Source organism: Streptomyces sp. NPDC003691, from assembly GCF_053981115.1.
The window spans coordinates 67166-84508 of sequence record NZ_JBSFNQ010000020.1 but is presented as its reverse complement, the minus strand read 5'-3'; the positions used below and the strand labels follow the sequence as shown (position 1 = coordinate 84508).

Here is a 17343-nt window from a genome sequence, read left to right as displayed (position 1 = left end):
GGGGGCTACGGCACCCGGTCGGCCGCCGCCCGGGCCAGCGACAGGCTCTGGGACCGGTCCGGCGCCGCCGGGCTGCCCAGATGGCTGAGCACGATCAGCGAACCCCGGACCACGACCAGGACCATCGTCTCCTCCACCGTCGAAGCCCCGTACTCGACGGTGATCCTGGCGTGCCACGACCGCTCCCCGATGCCCGCCGACCCGAGGGGCGTCACGGTCTGGCGTGCCGTATCCCCGTCCGGCCAGGCCACGGTGTACGTACCGCAGCCCGCCAGCGCCCGGGCCGCGTTGTCGACCTGGGCCCGGGCCACCCCCTTCGGATACCAGCGCAGCACCTGCTGCAGGTACGGGCCGGTCCTGCTCTTCGCCCAGGCCGCCCGGGTCTCGACCGCACCGGGGTAGGTCGTACGGTTCAGCTCCAGCGAGTTGAGGCGCTGGACGCAGTCAGGGCGGCTGGAACGGTTCGGCGGGTAGCTCGGCAGGACCGTGCGGAAGTAGCCGGACGGCAGCGACTTGGTGGTGAGCAGCGCCTTGGTGAGGCGGGCCGCCGACGGCGGCCCTGCCGTACCGCCGCCGTTCGTCGGGCCCTTCGTCGTCGGCGGTGGCGGCGGCGGTGCGGTCGACCGCGTCGGATCGGGATCGTCGTCGGGGGACGGGGTGCCGCTGGTGGTGGGAGTCGAACTGGTGCTCGGGGCGGGGCTCGTACTGCCGCTGGGCGAGGGGCCGGCGGAGGCGCTCGGGCTGCCGCTGGGCGAGGGCGACGGCGGGGCGGGGGTGCCGGACTCGCTCGCCCGTACCTTCTTCGCGCCGTCGTCCTTCCCGCCGCCCCCGCAGCCGGCCGCGGCCGCCAGCAGCACCGTCACCAGCGCGGGGACGGCCGCCGGCCGTATCCGCCTCATGACGGGCTCCCGGTCGGCCGTGAGATGCCCGGGAACCAAGTGGTGGTGGAGTGCATGGTGTTCTCCTGACGAGTGCCGGCTGATGGTGATGCGGTGTTGGTGGCCGCGGGGAGGCGGGGCAGGGTCTCAGCGCGCATAGCGGCGTTGCAGGTCGCAGCGGAGGATCGCCGCCTGGTGCACATCGCTGTGCACCGTGCCGGGGTACGAGCGCAGCAGTACGGCCGAGACCGCCCGGAGGACGGGGTCCTCGACCCCGGCGAGCATCTCCCCCGTCTCCTTGCGGCCCGCCGCGTCCGCCCACAGCGCCGACCTGCCGACGTTGAGTGCCAGGCAGGCGATGAAGGGGTCCCGTATCTCGTTCGGCGGCAGGGTCGGAAGGTCCTCGATGTCGTAGACGGGGTCCTCGGAGGAAGGAGGAGAGGGAGGGGAGAGAGGAGAGGGAGGGGAGGTGGGCGGGGAGGGGGAGGGTGGTGGGGAGGTGAGGACCTTGCCCGGGGTGCGCTCCGGCACCGTGTCCGGGAACAGCACCCGCCGCGGGCTCGTATCGTCCGACCCCGCCAGCGGGATCCATACGGCCGCCACCGGCACCGCGAACAGCAGTACCGCGGCCGCCGGTACGAGCCGGAGCCGCGGGCCGCCCCGGCGCGGCCCCGCCAGGGCGAAGGGCGCGAGCGCGCCGAAGAGGGTCAGTGTGCCGCCGGTCACCCAGGCCCGGGAGTCGACCGCGCCCCAGTACGGGATGGAGTCCGCCTCCACCGCCGCGAGCGCCGCGAACAGGAACCAGGTCCCGACCGGCACCGCGAGCACCGCCCCCGACAGGACGACCGCCGCCGCGCACGCCGGGCCGGACCGGAGGCCGTCCGGCGCCGCCCGGGCGGCCCTGGCCAGCGCCGCCGCCCAGGTGGTGAAGAGCGCGCCCCCGACGATCAGGGCGAGGGCCAGCGCGACGGCCCGGCCCGTGGTCGCGTTGGCCAGGGAGAAGTCGGCGGCCAGCCCGTCCGCCGTACCGAACGCGTCGGTCCAGTCCCCCGCGGCGCGCGCGGACAGCTGGGAACCGGCGAGCAGGCCCGCGCCCAGTGCGGCGCCCCGGACCGCGGGCCGCCACCCGTAAGCGTCCGGGTGGCGTACGGCCACCGCCCGCCACAGGGCCACCGTCACCACACCGGCCACGGCCCACCCGGTCAGCGCCCCGGTGATGCGGTAGCCGGTGGCGATGCTGTCCGGTGTGAGCGTGGCGATCAGCAGTGCGGCGTCCGTGAAGACCAGCCCGGCCGCGACACCGGTGGCCAGGCTCTCGGGTACCGACAGTCCCCAGAGCCGGGCTGGCCGGTCCAGGGCCGCGAGCCTGGCGTCGCGGGTGGGATGGGTGGCCAGGCCGAGGAGTTGCGTGATACGCCGACGCCCGGTAGACGGCCGGTCCCGGGCCACGTACTCCGCCATCTCCCCGTCGTCGCGCGGATCGGCGGACGCCCGGACGTCGGCGTCGTGCTCCCGGATCCGCAGCACTCCGCAGAGCGTCAGCCCGCATACGGCGACGATCACGGCCAGCCGGAGGGAGATCGCGCCCCCGATGCTGCCCGGGTTCAGCGCCAGTTCGAGCGCGAGGGGGACGGTGACGCCGGCCAGCAGGATCCACCAGGCGACGATCGCGAGCCGGACCCGGCCGACGTCCCGTGCCGTGAGGTGCGCCGCCTCGTGGCGGAGCAGCGCCCGGATGTCCCGCTCCGGCTGGGCGTGCGCCCCGGGGTCCGCGATCACCCGCGGGCGGCGGTGCGTGCCGTCCGCGCGGGCGCCCAGACCGAGTCCGCGGCCCTTCCTGGTCAGCAGTTCGGGGTGGTGGACGGTGTCCCGGGGGACGACGGCCGCCAGCCGGGCTCTCATCTCCGGGCTCGCCGGTCGGGCCCGCCACCGGGACAGTGCCCAGGTCCGGGCCAGTACCCCTACGACCAGAGCGAGCAGGAGCAGGGCGAGCGGGCCGCAGAGGACGACGAGCGCCTGGTCGAGCCGTACACCGTCGACGCAGCGGGTGAATCCGGTGACCGTGTCCATCGGGTCCCGGCCCGCGGGCACCTCGCGCGGCAGGCAGTCGAGTTGGGCGCCGGGCCAGTGGTCCCGCTCCTTGACCAGCCACCACCAGGCCGCGAACGCGGCACCCGCGGCGGATACGAGGACCAGCTGGACGAGCCGGGTCGTGGTCGGCTGCGGCAGCCGCGCACCGGCGATCAGGGACGCCGGTACGGCACCGGGTCCCGCGGACGGGGGGACGGAGCGGGGGCGGCGCGGAACGGGCCCCTCGGTACGGGCTGATGCTCTGATCATGGCGAGAGGTTGCGATTCCTTTGTGATGCCGAATTCCCTGCCGGGGGGGCGGGTGGAGGGGCGGTGGCGGGCGGGGCCGTTTCGGGGTGACGGGCGGGGCCCCCGCAGGTAGCGGACGGGGCCGCTTCGGGTGGCGGACGGGGCTGCTTCCGGCGGCGGGCCGTGCGCGGGTGCCGCCCGGCCTTCGATACGGATCCGGGTACGGGGTGGCGCATGCCCGGTGGCCGGGCCCCTCCCGGAGCCGGGCCCGGTGTACGCGGTGTGCCGGGGCGCCGGCCGCGTACGCCGGACGCCCGTGCCGGGGACGGCCGGGCCGCCGAAGAGGATGGCCGGCTCCTCCTGAGCAGGGGGCGGTCCGACCCCCTGCTCAGGAGAAGGGCGGCCCGGCCGCCGGTGCGTCTCCGGCGGTGTCCGGGCCCGGGCCCGGGGCAGCCGCGCCGGACGCCGGGTCCGCGGCCGGTGGGTCCGCCGCGGCACCGGCGGAGGGCGACCCGCCCTCCGCCGGGCCGGACTCGGGCGGTCCGGACTCGGGCGGTCCGGACTCGGGCGGGGCCACCGCCGCGGGGCCGGAACCGGGCTCCGGAGCGCCGGAGTCGGCCGGGTCCGGCTCCGGAGTCCCGGACGCCGCGTCCGGCGGCGGGGTCAGGGCAATGATCAGGACCTGGGCCCAGTGGTCCGCGTCCGTGGCCGGCAGGCGGCAGTCACGGGCGTGTTCCCGGGCCCAGCGCAGCAGATCGCCGACCGGGACCGTGCCGGTGTCGGGGGCCGCGTTCGTCAGGGCCGCCCGGCGCTCGTCCGCCCCTTCGCGCCGTCTCCTGCGGCGCGCCCACCGCCGGGACAGCGCCCCGCCGCCCTTGCGGACCGCGTCCGCCGCGACATCCGCGAGGAGTTGGGCGACAAAGGCGATCAGCACCGGCAGCAGTACGGCCGTGTCCACCCCGGCGGTGAGGACTCCCCCGCCGCCGCGTTCGCCGCGCTGCGGCGGATAGGGGTTCTCGGCGTACTCCCGGCAGGCCTCGTCCAGCCGGGACAGCTCGTCCGGGGCGAGGGTCGCGACCACGTCCCGCAGGACATCGGCCCCGGTACGGGCTCCGGGCGAGGTTCTGGCCACGGGGGCGGCTCCCGGCGGTCCGGCAGCGGCCGCGCCCGGGTCCGGGTCCGTACCCGTGCCGGTGCGCGTGCCGGTGCGCGTGCCGGTGCGCGTGCCGGTGACCGCGTCCGGACCGGTGCCCGGCCGCGAACCCGCGTCCGCGCCCGCGCCCGTACCGCCGTCCGTCACCGGTGTTCACCCCGGCGGGCCGGGCCCGCCGGAGCGCTCCGGGCCGCCGCCCGGAGGCGGAACAGTGCCGTGCCCATGGCCGCCGCGCCCACCGCGCCCATGGCCAGCAGCAGAGTCGGCGCCCCGGTCGCGGCCAGCTCCTCGCGGCCGGTGTCGCCGGTCTGGGGCAGGGCTCCGCCGCCGCCGGTCGTGGCGGGCGGGGCGGTGTCCGTGGGGTCGCCGCTCGGGACGGGGTCGCTCGGGTCCTCGGACGGGATCGCCGACAGCGAGGGCGAGGGTGTCGGCGTCGGGCTGCCGCTTCCGGTGGGTGTCGGGGTCGGCGTGGGAGTGGGGGTGGGAGCCGCCGCGACGTCGTACGACGCCTTGCCGTCCATCAGTGCGACGGGGTCCGTGCCCGGGACGAACTGGAGCAGCCCCTGCCCTACGAACTGGAGCTTCTCGCCCACCGGCACGTCCTTGTCGAGGGTGAGCCGGAGCCGTACCTTCGCGACCCCCTTGGCGGGGATCGAGCCGACGGACGGCAGTCCGCCGTCGACGGTGAGGAAGCCGCTGAGGGCCACCGAGCCCTGGGTGAGTTCGATCGTCCGCCAGGTCGAGGCCCCCGAGTCGTACCACTCGGCCTTCACCCGCTGCGGGGTCAGGGCGGCCGCCGGGGGCGCGAGCCGCAGGCCCACCGCCACGATGAAACTGTCGGTGATCGGGATGTCGAGGGTGTTGTGGAACTCCACCTCCACGGTGAGCGGTTCGGTGACCCGGATCGGCCCGGAGGCGGGGCGGACCTCGGCGAACGGGGCGGCGGGGTCGGCGTCCGCCGCCGCGGCCGACACCGCTGCCAGCACCGCGGCCCCCGGGCTCGCGGCCTTGCCCGGCGAGCCGCCCGGGCCGTCCGCGTACGCCGGAGTCACGGCGAGCGCTCCCGCCGCCACCGCCAGCGCCGCGGCGGGTATCGCACCCCTCAGCGTCCGGAGCCGGGCGGTCGGGGAATTGCCGGAAATCATGGTGTGACGCACTGAAGAACTCCCCCTTCGGACGCACTCCCCGCACGTCCGTTGAAAACGTGTGTGAGGGAGTCTGACATGTAATTCGGAACCCGTCGCCCGTTTTGCAGGGCCACTTCACAATGCATCAACAGTCCTGCGTCATCCCTGTTCACGGTGGTGCGCAGGAAGATTCGGGCACCATGCCGACCGGTATACGGAATGAGGCGGAGTGGCCTACCGGCGGTCGGCATTACCGTCCCTCATCTCTCTTGCCGCACAAGCCGGTTGGCCTTCCCGGCGACCCGCAAGGCGATATTCGATCTTCTTCGATTTCCGCATCCGTCACGGGAGTTATCACCGGCCTCAGGGCATTGAGCACGGCTCATCCGCATGCCAATACTTCAGAGGTCCGGGGAGCGCACCCGTCATCGGCGGGCCCCGGGCATCCGACGTGCCGGCCCGTCCTTCTCTTTCACCTGATCCCATCGGGAGAGACATGCATCAAAGAGGACACTCCGCGAAACGCCCGGCCGCCGTATCCGCTTCGGCCGCGGCGCTGGTCGTGGCCCTGGTCGCGGGCCTGGCAGGGCCCGTGCACGCCGCCGGTTCAGACGGCACCAAGCCGGGTTCGGGGACCGTGACGGGTCCGGCGACCGCGCCCGGCGGCACCACCGTGCGCACCGTCACCCTGATCACCGGCGACCGGGTCGGCGTGGACGCCAAGGGCAGGGTCACCAACGTCGAACGGGCGAAGGGGCGCGAGGGCATCTCCTTCCGCGCCGAGACCTTCAACGGCCGTACCCAGGTGATCCCCCGGGACGCGGAACGGCTGATCGCCACCGGCAAGGTGGACCGGCGGCTGTTCGACATCACCGAACTGACCCGGCCCGAGGCCCTCCGCGAGTACCGGGACGGCGTCCGGGCGATCGTCACCTACCAGGGTGCTTCCGCCGCGGCCGCGAAAAGGGGCGTACGGGGATCGGACGGGGTGGTGGCGCACCGCAGCCTCCCCTCGGCGAACGCCGACGCCGTCACCGTCTCCGCGAAGGAGGGCCCGGCGCTCTGGGAGTCGCTCACCCGGTCCTCGGGCCGGGCGGGCGCGCGCTCGGTGGAGCCGGGGATCGCGAAGGTCTGGCTGGACGCGGTCGTGAAGGCGACCCTCGACAAATCCACCGGCCGGATCGGCGCTCCGGCGGCCTGGAACCGTTCGCTGGACGGCACCGGGGTGAAGATCGCCGTTCTGGACACCGGTATCGACAAGACCCACCCGGACCTCGCGGGCAAGGTCGTCGCCGAGCAGAACTTCACACCCGAAGCCGATGCCGGGGACCGGAACGGACACGGCACCCATGTGGCATCCACCGCCGCCGGTTCGGGGGCGAAGTCGGGCGGTACGCACAAGGGAGTCGCGCCCGGGGCGACGCTCCTCAACGGCAAGGTCCTCGACGACTGGGGCGACGGTGCCTGGTCCGAGATCATGGCGGGCATCGACTGGGCCGTCGCCCAGGGCGCCGATGTCGTCAATATGAGCCTCGGCGGATACGACAGCCCCGGTATCGACCCGGTGGAGGCGCTGGTCAACCGGTACTCGGCGGAGAAGGGTGTGCTCTTCGCCGTCTCGGCGGGCAACACCGGACCCGAGCCGGGCATGATCGGTTCGCCGGGCTCGGCGGCCGGTGCCCTGACCGTCGGCGCGGTCGACGACGCCGACAAGATCGCCGATTTCTCCAGCCGGGGTCCGGAGGCGGACGGCGGTCTCAAACCGGATGTCACCGCACCGGGTGTCGCCACCACCGCGGCCGCCGCACCCGGCAGCCGCCTGGCCGAGCGGTTCGGTGAGAACCCGCCCGGCTATATGAGCCTCAGCGGTACTTCCATGGCGGCTCCGCACGCGGCGGGTGCCGCGGCGATCCTCAAGCAGAAGAACCCCTCGTGGACCGGTGACCGGCTCAAGGCCGTGCTGATGGCGTCCGCCGAAGGCGGGCCGTACGCGTCCCATGAGCAGGGCACCGGACGGATCGCGATCGACCGGGCCCTCGACCAGACTCTGGTCTCCGAGCCGGGCTCCCTCGGTTTCGGCACCCAGCTCTGGCCGCACCACGACGACGCCCCGGTGACCAAGCAGATCACCTACCGGAACACCGGTACGGCGGATGTGACGCTGGAGCTGGCAGTCACCGGCACGAACCCCGCGGGCCAGCCGGCCCCGGCCGGATTCTTCGCCCTCGGCACCCAGCGGCTCACCGTCCCGGCGGGCGGCACCGCCACCACCGGTCTCACGGTCGACACCAAGGTGGACGGCGGCGGCGACGGCCAGTACTCGGCCGTGGTCACGGCGACGGGCGGTGGACAGACGGTCCGCACTTCCGCCACGGTCGAGCGGGAGTCCGAGGCGTACGACGTCACCCTGAACGCCATCGCCAGGGACGGCGGCCCGGGTACGGACGCCTTCGCCTACTTCAGGGGATACGAAGGGGCCGCGAAGGGTACGTACCACGGGAAGAACCTGCCCGGCGGGGTCGGAAAGCTCCGGCTGCCCCCGGGCCGGTACTTCCTGGAGGCGACCCGCGGCAACGGCGGAACCGCCGAGGGCGAGGACATCCTCTGGCAGCCGCAGGTGATCGTCGACAAGAGCCTCACCCTGACGCTCGACACCCGGAAGACCGAGCCGGTCGACATCACCGTGCCGGACACCACCGCCGCCCCGCATTTCGCCACCATGACGCATGCCATGGCCGGGCCGGAGCCGTTCGACATGACCTACGGCCTCTCCGGCTTCACCGGTATCCGCACCGCGCAGATCGGGCCGTCCGAGCATCAGCTGAGTCAGTACTGGTCCGGCGCCTGGCGGAGCGGTACCGATGCGTACCAGGTACTCGACGGCGGACCGGTCGAACGACTGGCGACCGGCTACACCAGGAAGTACACCCGTGACTCCCTGGCCCTCGTCTCCGTCCGCTCGGGCGCTTCGGTGCCTGGGAAGCGCAGTGCGGTGGACGCCTGGGGCCGGATACCCGGCCTGCCGGGCTCCATCATTGCGAGCAGCCCGTCGCGGCCCGCTTCGGAAGGACACCGGGTCTGGGTCTCGACCGACAAGGGAGCCGTCTGGCGTCTCGAACACCGTCAGACCACCGGCGGACTGTTCGGCACCGAGGCCCGGCACTGGTTCCGGGAGTACCGGCGCTTCGCCCCCGGAAAGACTCACTTCGTCACCTTCAACGGAGGTGTTCAGGGCCCCTCGCTGGCCGCCGGTGAGGGAGTCACCCGCAACGGCGACCAGTTGTCGGGCACGGTGCCGCTGCTGACCGACGGCGCCGGGCACCCGGGTGTCCCCGTGGCCGCGACCACGGAGACCACCCTCCACCGCGACGGCGTCCTCGTCGGCCGGAACAGCGACCCGCTGACGGGCCAGGCACCCTTCACCGTCCCCGACGGCGACGCCTCCTACACCCTCGCCACGACGGTCGAACGGCCCGCCGCCGTCGCCGCCGCCTCGACGAAGATCTCGGCCTCGTGGACCTTCCGGTCCGCCCGGACCACGGCGGCCACCGCACTGCCCGTTTCCACGGTCCGGTTCTCCGCCATGGCCGGGCCCGACTCCACGGCACCCGCGGGAGAGAAGCAGACCTTCCCGCTCGTCGTAGACGGCGCGGCGGGCGGGAAGGGCCTCGTGCCCGGGAAGAAGCTGAAGTCCCTGACCGCCGAGGTCTCGTACGACGAGGGCCGGACCTGGAAGCCGCTCGCCATCAAGCAGACCCCGCTCATGGAGCGCAGCAAGGTCGTCGCCCACATCCCGAGGGTCACCGTCACCAACCCCGCGGCCGGAAAGGGGATCTCCTTCCGCGCCACCGTCACCGACCTCCAGGGCAACAAGGGAACCGTGACGGTCGTCAACGCCTATCTGGGCAAGTGATCACGCACCGACCCGGAAAGTGATCATGTTTTTCCGGGCCGGGCCCGGACGACCCGCCGGAACGAAACGTTCCGGCGGGTCACCGCCGTACCGGCCCGCCGAACCGGAGTGATCGGCACCTCATTCGTCCCACACATCCACCACCGCCCCGCTGTTGAGCGCCCGGATGCGTCCATGCATACTTCCGACACCGGGGGGTGTACACGCGTACGAGCGTTCCCCCTCGCACGGGCCGGCGTCTTCGCCCGCCCGCATCGCTCCTCATCAGGGGGAATCTTGCGCAACCCAGCGAAGAAAACGAAGAAGGCCTACGCGGCGACCGTCGCCGCCGCGGCCGCTGTAGCGCTGACCGCGGGCATGACCAGCCCGGCGGCGGCGGCGGGCAACGGGGACCGGGGCACGTCCACCACGGCGGTGGGGGCCGCCGCGGACCGGAGCAAGGCCCCGCACAGCATCACGCTGATCACCGGCGACCGGGTCCTCGTGGACTCCCGCGGACGGGTCATCAGCATCCAGCGCGCCAAGGGCCGTGAGGGCATACCCGTCTTCACCCGGACCCACAAAGGCCACACCTACGTCATCCCGCGCGACGCCCGAGAACTGATCGCCAAGGGCACGCTCGACCGGCGGCTCTTCGACATCACCGAACTCGGCAAGCCGGAGAGCCGCAAGGCCCACCGCGCCGGGCTGAAGCTGATCGTCGGCTACCGGGGAGCGGCGGCGGGCAAGGCGCGGACCGAGGTCCGCTCGGCCGACGGCACCACCGTCCGCCGGACCCTGGCGACGCTCGGCGCCGACGCCGTCACCAGCGCCACGGGCACCACCGGCGAACTGTGGAACACCCTGACCCGCCCCGATGGCGACGGGTCGGCGACCACCACGTCCGGAGTCGGCCAGATCTGGCTGGACGGCGTACGGAAGGCGTCGCTGGACAAGAGCACCGCGCAGATCGGCGCTCCGGCGGCCTGGGCCCGGAACCTCGACGGCACCGGTGTGAAGATCGCCGTCCTCGACACCGGTATCGACTCCACCCACCCCGACCTGGCCGGCCGGGTCGTGGCCGAGAAGAACTTCAGCCGCGCCCCGGGCCTCAAGGACCTCCAGGGCCACGGCACCCATGTCGCGTCCATCGCCGCCGGTACGGGGAAGAAGGACGCTCGTTTCAAGGGCGTCGCCCCGGGCGCCGAGCTGATCAACGCCAAGGTGCTGGACGACAGCGGCAGCGGCGAGGACTCCGGGATCGTCGCCGGTATCGACTGGGCCGTCGCCCAGGGCGCGAACATCCTGAACCTCAGCCTCGGCGGCTGGGACGGCCCGGAGATCGACGCCCTCGAAGCCCAGATCAACAAGCTCTCCGCGGAGAAGGGCGTGCTGTTCGCCGTCGCGGCGGGCAACTACGGCCCCGAGCCCGGCTCGGTCGACTCGCCCGGCAGCGCCGAAGCGGCCCTGACCGTCGGCGCCGTCGACGACAACGACAAGCTCGCCGGGTTCTCCGCGGTCGGTCCGCGCAACTGGGACTCGGGCCTCAAGCCCGATGTCACCGCGCCCGGCGTGGCGACCACGGCGGCGTCCATCGCGGGCGCCCCCGGGCAGAACCCGCCCGGCTACATCTCCATGGACGGCACGTCCATGGCGACCCCGCACGCCGCGGGTGCCGCCGCGCTGCTCAAGCAGAAGAACCGCGACTGGACGGGCGCCCAGCTCAAGTCCGCGCTGATGGGCTCCGCCAAGGGCGGCGCCTACTCGGTCTTCCAGCAGGGCGCGGGCCGGATCGCGGTCGACCGCGCCGTCGACCAGACCGTCGTCACCGAGCAGCCCAATGTCGACCTGGGCGTCCAGCAGTGGCCGCACAGCGACGACACCCCGGTCACCCGTCAGGTGACCTACCGCAACTCGGGTACCGCCGATGTGACGCTCGACCTGTCGCTCGGCAGCCCTCTGGGCGCCGACGGACGGCCCGCCCCGGCCGGGTTCTTCAGCCTGGGCGCCCAGCAGCTCACCGTGCCCGCGGGCGGCACCGCCTCGGTGGGCCTGACGGCCGACACCCAGCTCGGCGGCGCGGTCAACGGTTCGTACTCGGTGACCGTCGTCGCCTCCGGCGGCGGCCAGACCGTGCGCACCCCCGCCGCGGTGGACCGTGAGATCGAGTCGTACAGCGTCACCTTCAAGGGCATCGGCCGCGACGGCGCGCCCAGCGGCGGCTGGCTGGCCGATCTGGAGGGCCTGTCCGGACTGGCCGTGGGCCGCACCCCGCTGCCCGACCTGTCCTCGGGCAGCACCACGATCCGGATGCCGCGCGGCACCTACGCCATGACGGCGACCGCCTACACCGACCCGGCGAACCCGCTCAAGGGCGGTGACCTGATCGACAACCCGGCGCTGTCCATCACCGGTGACACCACGGTCTCGCTGGACGCCCGGACCACCAAGCCGGTCGTCATCAAGGTGCCGGACGCCGGGGCGAAGCAGACCGCGGCCGGTATGTCGTACACGCTGGACCTGCCCGACGGCGACGTCTACTACGGCGGCGCCAACTTCCAGAGCTTCGACAACGTCCGCACCGCGTACCAGGGCCCGCGCTACACCGCCGGCGGCCTGTCGCAGTCGTGGTACACGAAGTGGGAGAACGGCAGCTCGGAGTACAACACCATCTCCGGCGGTCCGGTCCAGCAGCTGGGGACCGGTTACACCAAGACGTACGCGGCCAAGGACCTGGCCCTGGTCAAGGCGGGCCTCGGTGCCTCCGTCGCGGGCAAGCAGGGTGCCGTACTCGCCTACGGCGAGCTGCCCGACTACTCGTCCAACGACTCGGCCGTCTTCTCGCTCCAGGCCGCACCCGGCGTGCGGAACGTCTACCTCTCGACGGGTGACGGCGTCGGCTGGGACATCACGGCCGGCCAGTTCAAGCGGGTGGACGCCGAGGGCTTCCCCGAGTTCGAGGCCCTCTACGGCTTCGGCGACGTCCGCTCGTACACCGGGGGCAAGACGTACACCGAGAACTTCAACGTCGGTGTGCACGGACCGCTGGTGAACGCCGAAAGCGGTATCCAGCGCGAGGCCAACTACCTCTACCCGTCGGTCATGCTGTTCTCCGACGGCGCCGGGCACAACTCGGGCAGTGTCACGTACACCGCCGGGGCCACCAAGCTCTACCGCAACGGCGCGCTGCACGCCTCCGCGCCGTACCCGGCCGACGAGGTGATGTTCCGGGTGCCGTCGGCATCCGCCACGTACACCCTCTCGACCTCGGTCAACCGCAGCACGGCGGTCACCCGGACCGCGAACCGCGTCGACGCGTCGTGGACCTTCACCTCGGTCCGGGGCAAGGGCCTCGCGAAGCTGCCCGTCTCGACGGTCCGCTTCACGCCCGCGCTGGCGCTGGACTCCACCGCTCCGGCCGGGCGCGCGCTCTCCGTGCCGGTGGTGGTGCAGGGTGCCGCGGCCGGCAGCAATCTGAAGGCGCTGACGGTCCAGGTGTCGTACGACAACGCCAAGACCTGGAAGGCCGTGACCGTGAAGAGCGGCAAGGCGACGGTGACCAGCCCGGCGAAGGGCAAGGCGCTGACGCTGCGGGCGTTCGTCACGGACAAGAAGAACAACAAGGGGACCGTCACGATCCACAACGCCTGGTTCGGCAAGTGACGCGACACCACCACGGCTGAGCGGGCGGCGCGCACGGCGCGGCGCACGCAAAACCGGACGCACGACGCAGTACGCAGTACGCAGTACGCAGTACGCACGAAGGCGGCCCGCCGGGACCACGGTTCCGGCGGGCCGCCGCGTTGTGGTGCCGCCCGGGGCCGCCGCGCGCCCCCTGGTTCCGGCCGCCGGTTTTCAGGGGTTTCAGGTTTTCAGGGGTTTCAGGTGCATCACCCTTGCGGGGTGTTGACCCGGTACGGAGGCAATGCGGTACGGAGGCGATGCCTACGGAGCCGGTGCGGTACGGAGCCGTGCCGTACGGCTCCGCTCAGGCGGACGCCCGCTTCTTCGGGGCCGGCGCCTTCTTCGCCGCCTTGGCGGTCCGGGCGGTCGACTTCACGCTCTTCGCCGCCGTCTTCGCCGGGCGCGCGCCCTTCTCCGCGGCGGTGGACTTCTTGGCGCCGCTGCCGGACTCCCCCTTGGGCGCCGCCTTCTTCGCCGAAGTCTTCGCCGCCGTCTTCTTTGCCGCGGTTCTCTTCGCGGCCGTCCGCTTCCGTCCGGTGATCGGGGTGACCTCGGCGCCGCGCTTCTCCGCCGCCGCCTCTCCCGGCTCCTCCTCGCCGCCCCTGGCCTTCTTGGCCGCCCGCACACTGCTCTCCAGCGCGGCCATCAGATCGATGACCTGTCCGCCGGTCTCCGCGGGCGCGGCCTCGGGCAGCGCAGCCCCGCCCTCCGACTTGGCCGCGATCATCCGCTCGACCGCCTCCCGGTAGTCGTCGCGGAGGGAGTCCATCGAGACCGACCCGAGCGTGTCCATCAGCGCGTCCGCGAGGTCCAGCTCGGCATCCCGCACGGTGACCTCCGTCTGCGGTGCCACCCCTTCCGGCTGCCGGATCTCGTCCGGCCAGAGCAGTCCGTGCATGGCGATCACATCGTCGACCACCCGCAGCATCCCGAGCCGCTCCCGGCCCCGCAGGGCGAACTTCGCCAGGGCGACCTTCCGGCTCCGTTTGAGGGCCTCCCGCAGCAGGGTGTAGGGCTTCGCCGCGGGCACTCCGTTCGCGGAGAGGTAGTAGGCGGCGTCCATCTGGAGGGGGTCGATCGACTCGGCCGGGACGAAGGCGACGATCTCGATGGTCTTGGCCGTCGGCAGCGGCAGCGCGGCCAGATCCTCGTCGGTGATCGGGATGATCGAGCCGTCGGCCTCCTCGTAGCCCTTGCCGATCTCGGCGGCGGAGACCTCCTCGTCGTCCAGCTCGCACACCTTGCGGTAGCGGATCCGGCCGCCGTCGGCGGTGTGGATCTGGCGGAAGGAGACCGAGTGGTTCTCGGTGGCGTTCACCAGCTTGATCGGGATGCTGACCAGCCCGAAGGAGATCGCACCGTTCCAAATGGATCGCACTTTTGATCCCTTTCACCCGATAAACATGTGATTCTCATCGTATGACGCCGATCACAGAGGTGGCCGGGCGACGGCTTGCGCTCAGCAACCTCGACAAGGTCATCCACCCGGCCACCGGCACCACCAAGGGCGAGCTGCTGCACTACTACGCGGTCACGGCGGCCGCGATGCTGCCGCATCTGCGGGACCGGCCGGTCTCCTTCCTGCGGTATCCGGACGGACCGGCGGGCCAGCGCTTCTTCACCAAGAATCCGCCGCCCGGTACGCCGTCGTGGGTACGGACGGCCGCCGTGCCGCGCTCGGACGACCCGGGCGCCCGCCAGGTCGTGGTCGACGATCTGGCGTCGCTGATGTGGGCGGCCAACCTGGTCGTGGAGTTCCACACCCCGCAGTGGCGGGCGGGATCACCCGGAATCGCCGACCGCCTGGTGTTCGACCTCGACCCCGGGGCCCCGGCGACCGTCGTGGAGTGCTGCGAGGTCGCCCTCTGGCTGCGCGGGCGGCTGGCGGCGGACGGGCTCACGGCCTGTGCCAAGACCTCCGGCTCCAAGGGCCTGCATCTGCTCGTACCCCTGGCTCCGACACCGTCGGCCCGGGTGTCCGCGTATGCGAAACGGCTGGCCACGGAGGGCGAGGCGGCACTGCCCGGACTCGTACTGCACCGGATGAACCGCGCCCTGCGGCCCGGGAAGGTCTTCGTCGACCACAGCCAGAACGCCGCCGCGAAGACCACGGCGGCGCCGTACACCCTGCGCGCCCGGCCCGAACCGACCGTATCGGCGCCGGTGACCTGGGATGAGATCGCCGAGGGCCGGGAGCTGGAGTTCGGCTTCGAGGCCGTCGGGCCCCGGCTGGAGCGGTACGGCGACCTGCTCGGCCCGCTCCTCGACCCGGCCCTGGCGGGGGCCCTGCCGTGAACGCGCCGGACGGACCCCCCGCGCCCGGCGGCCCGCTGCCGCCCGCCCTCCGGCCGCCGCTGCGGGTGGCGCTGGCCGCCCCGGTGGACTCCCTGCCGCGCGCCAGGGACCTGGCGTACGAACCCAAGTTCGACGGCCACCGGATGCTCGTCTTCCGTGACACCGGCCCCGGCGGCGGCCCGGAGGTCCTGCTCCAGGCCCGCTCGGGCCGGATCGTCACCGGCGCCTTCCCCGACCTCGCGGCGGCCGCCCGGCGGCTGCCGCCGGGGACCGTACTGGACGGCGAGGTCGTCGTCTGGCGGGACGGCCGTACCGACTTCGCGGCCGTCCAGCGACGCGCCCTGGCCACCGCCCGCCGCGCCCCGGAGCTGGCCCGGACCCTCCCGGCCTCGTACGCCGCCTTCGATCTGCTCGCGGAGGGGGGCCGGGACCTGCGGCAGCGGGCCTACGTGCACCGCAGGGCGCGTCTGGTGGCGCTGCTGGAGCCCCTGGGGCCGCCGCTCCAGGCGGTACCGATGACGCTCGACGCCGACGAGGCCGCCGACTGGTACGACGCCCTCCCGGCGATCGGGGTGGAAGGGCTGGTGGCCAAGCCGCTCGGCCGCACCTACCGGGGCGGCGCCCGGGACTGGTGGAAGCTGCGGCACACCACGCCGCGGGACGCGGCGGTGACCGGGCACACCGGCCCGGCGACCGGGCCGCGCGCCCTGGTCGTCGTACTCCCGGACACCGGCGGCACCCCGGTCGTCTCCTCCCCGCTGAGCCCGGCCCTGCGGGCGCAGGCGGCGGCCGTACTGCCGCCGGGGACGGACGGCCCGGAGGGGCGGGCGACCGCCGCGGGCCTCGGGGAGATCGGCTACCGCAGACTGCTGCCGGGCCTGACGGCGGAGGTGGAGGTACGGACGACCCGCCATGCGACGGTGACGGTGGTCCGGCTGAAGCTGCCGCAGGACACGGACGCGGACACGGACGCGGGCACGGGTGAGGGCGGGAGCGGGGACCCGCAGAAGGGCCTGGACGGGACCTAGAACAACAGGGCCGGGAAGCGGGACTGCCCGGCAGGATCCGGGACCGGGACGCGGGACCGGGACGCGGGGCGGGGACCCGGGGCTACGGTCTCGTCCAGGTGCGGCGGTCGCGGGCCGTCGCGTACAGGGTCTCCACGTCCGCCGGTTTATGGACGCCGCCGAGCGCGGCCAGTGCCGGAAGGCCCGTCTCCGGGACGACGCGCACCCCGGACGGGCCCGGCGGCACGATCTCCAGCCTCGCCGGGGCCACCAGTACCAGGACCGGGCGGACCGCGGTCGCCAGGGCGAAGGAGGCGCGTTCGGCACGGCGGCGGGCCAGCCGCAGCGGCGGCACCTCGGCGGCCCGCCGGTTCCCCGGCAGCCTCAGCACATCCCCCTCGGCCCGGATCCGTAACCGCCGCGCGGGCACGGTGTGCACCGCCAGCACCCCGCCGGGGCCCAGGGCCAGATGCGGGATCCGGTCGGCACCGGGCAGCGGTACGGAGTGCAGCAGCCGCCAGCCGGCGGCCTCCCAGGCGTCCAGCGCGGCGCCCACCTCCTGTTCGGCGGCGAGCAGGGCGCGGGCCGCCCGGTGCGGGTCCCGGAGCCGCCCGACCGGGCCCCGGGGGCCGGGAAGGTGGTCGAGCCGCGCGTGCAGCGCCTCACCCGGCCGGTTGGGGGCGAGGTCGTCGTCGGGGTGCAGCGCCAGGCCCGCCAGCCGGGCGGAGGTCGGCACGGGCGGCGGGCCCACGGTGACCTCACCCGTCACGAACGGCGCGAGGGCGGTGAGCACTTCGGCGCGGAGTGGTTCGTACGCGATACGGATCCGGCCAGCCTCACCGGCTCCGCCGGGGCCGCCTCCGGTGTCCTCCGGGTCGTACCAGCCGACGATCCGGCCGTCCGGCGCCCGCACGAACAGCCGGTCGCCTGCCGGTGTGACGCGCAGTAACCCCGCCATGCCCTCACCTCCGGCCCCCGGCCACCCGGC

General features: G+C 73.5%; 10 protein-coding genes. 4 read left to right on the top strand and 6 right to left on the bottom strand.

Annotation, left to right across the window (positions count from 1 at the left end):
- Positions 1 to 5 precede the first annotated feature (5 nt).
- The 4 genes from ACWDR0_RS12925 to ACWDR0_RS12910 all read right to left on the bottom strand — a co-directional run bounded on the left by ACWDR0_RS12925 (position 6) and on the right by ACWDR0_RS12910 (position 5495).
- Positions 6 to 899 carry a hypothetical protein gene (locus tag ACWDR0_RS12925; RefSeq protein ID WP_456351702.1) on the bottom strand — a complete coding sequence of 298 codons (894 nt, stop codon included), beginning with the start codon at positions 897 to 899 and terminating at the stop codon, positions 6 to 8.
- A gap of 126 nt (positions 900 to 1025) precedes the next feature.
- Positions 1026 to 3218 carry a M48 family metalloprotease gene (locus tag ACWDR0_RS12920; protein WP_456351701.1) on the bottom strand — a complete coding sequence of 731 codons (2193 nt, stop codon included), beginning with the start codon at positions 3216 to 3218 and terminating at the stop codon, positions 1026 to 1028.
- A gap of 367 nt (positions 3219 to 3585) precedes the next feature.
- Positions 3586 to 4329 (bottom strand): hypothetical protein, encoded by a 744-nt coding sequence (locus ACWDR0_RS12915; protein ID WP_456351700.1) that lies wholly within the window; start codon positions 4327 to 4329, stop codon positions 3586 to 3588.
- A 164-nt stretch (positions 4330 to 4493) separates the two neighbouring features.
- Positions 4494 to 5495 carry a hypothetical protein gene (locus tag ACWDR0_RS12910; RefSeq protein WP_456351699.1) on the bottom strand — a complete coding sequence of 334 codons (1002 nt, stop codon included), beginning with the start codon at positions 5493 to 5495 and terminating at the stop codon, positions 4494 to 4496.
- 478 nt (positions 5496 to 5973) lie between these two features.
- Here ACWDR0_RS12910 and ACWDR0_RS12905 point away from each other — a divergent pair, with 478 nt between their 5' ends.
- Complete coding sequence (locus ACWDR0_RS12905) at positions 5974 to 9390, top strand: S8 family serine peptidase (protein ID WP_456351698.1); 3417 nt, start codon at positions 5974 to 5976, stop codon at positions 9388 to 9390.
- A gap of 357 nt (positions 9391 to 9747) precedes the next feature.
- Positions 9748 to 13032, top strand: coding sequence for a S8 family peptidase (locus tag ACWDR0_RS12900; RefSeq protein ID WP_456351725.1), 3285 nt, complete (start codon positions 9748 to 9750; stop codon positions 13030 to 13032).
- Positions 13033 to 13357: 325 nt separating this feature from the next.
- Here ACWDR0_RS12900 and ku read toward each other — a convergent pair whose 3' ends face one another.
- Positions 13358 to 14431: a non-homologous end joining protein Ku gene (gene ku / locus ACWDR0_RS12895; protein ID WP_456351697.1), complete on the bottom strand. Its 1074-nt coding sequence runs from the start codon at positions 14429 to 14431 to the stop codon at positions 13358 to 13360.
- 41 nt (positions 14432 to 14472) lie between these two features.
- Between ku and ligD the strand changes: the two genes are divergently transcribed.
- Both ligD and ACWDR0_RS12885 read left to right on the top strand, forming a co-directional pair.
- Entirely contained in the window at positions 14473 to 15348 is an 876-nt protein-coding gene (gene ligD, locus ACWDR0_RS12890; protein ID WP_456351696.1) for a non-homologous end-joining DNA ligase, read from the top strand.
- The gene (locus ACWDR0_RS12885; protein ID WP_456351695.1) at positions 15345 to 16376 is read left to right on the top strand and encodes an ATP-dependent DNA ligase; all 1032 of its coding nucleotides are present in this window, start codon (positions 15345 to 15347) and stop codon (positions 16374 to 16376) included. Before ligD ends, ACWDR0_RS12885 begins: the two co-directional genes overlap by 4 nt.
- Positions 16377 to 16458: 82 nt before the next feature.
- Here the strand turns inward: ACWDR0_RS12885 and ACWDR0_RS12880 are convergent, their stop codons facing one another.
- Positions 16459 to 17313 (bottom strand): NERD domain-containing protein, encoded by an 855-nt coding sequence (locus ACWDR0_RS12880; RefSeq protein WP_456351694.1) that lies wholly within the window; start codon positions 17311 to 17313, stop codon positions 16459 to 16461.
- Positions 17314 to 17343: the final 30 nt, after the last annotated feature.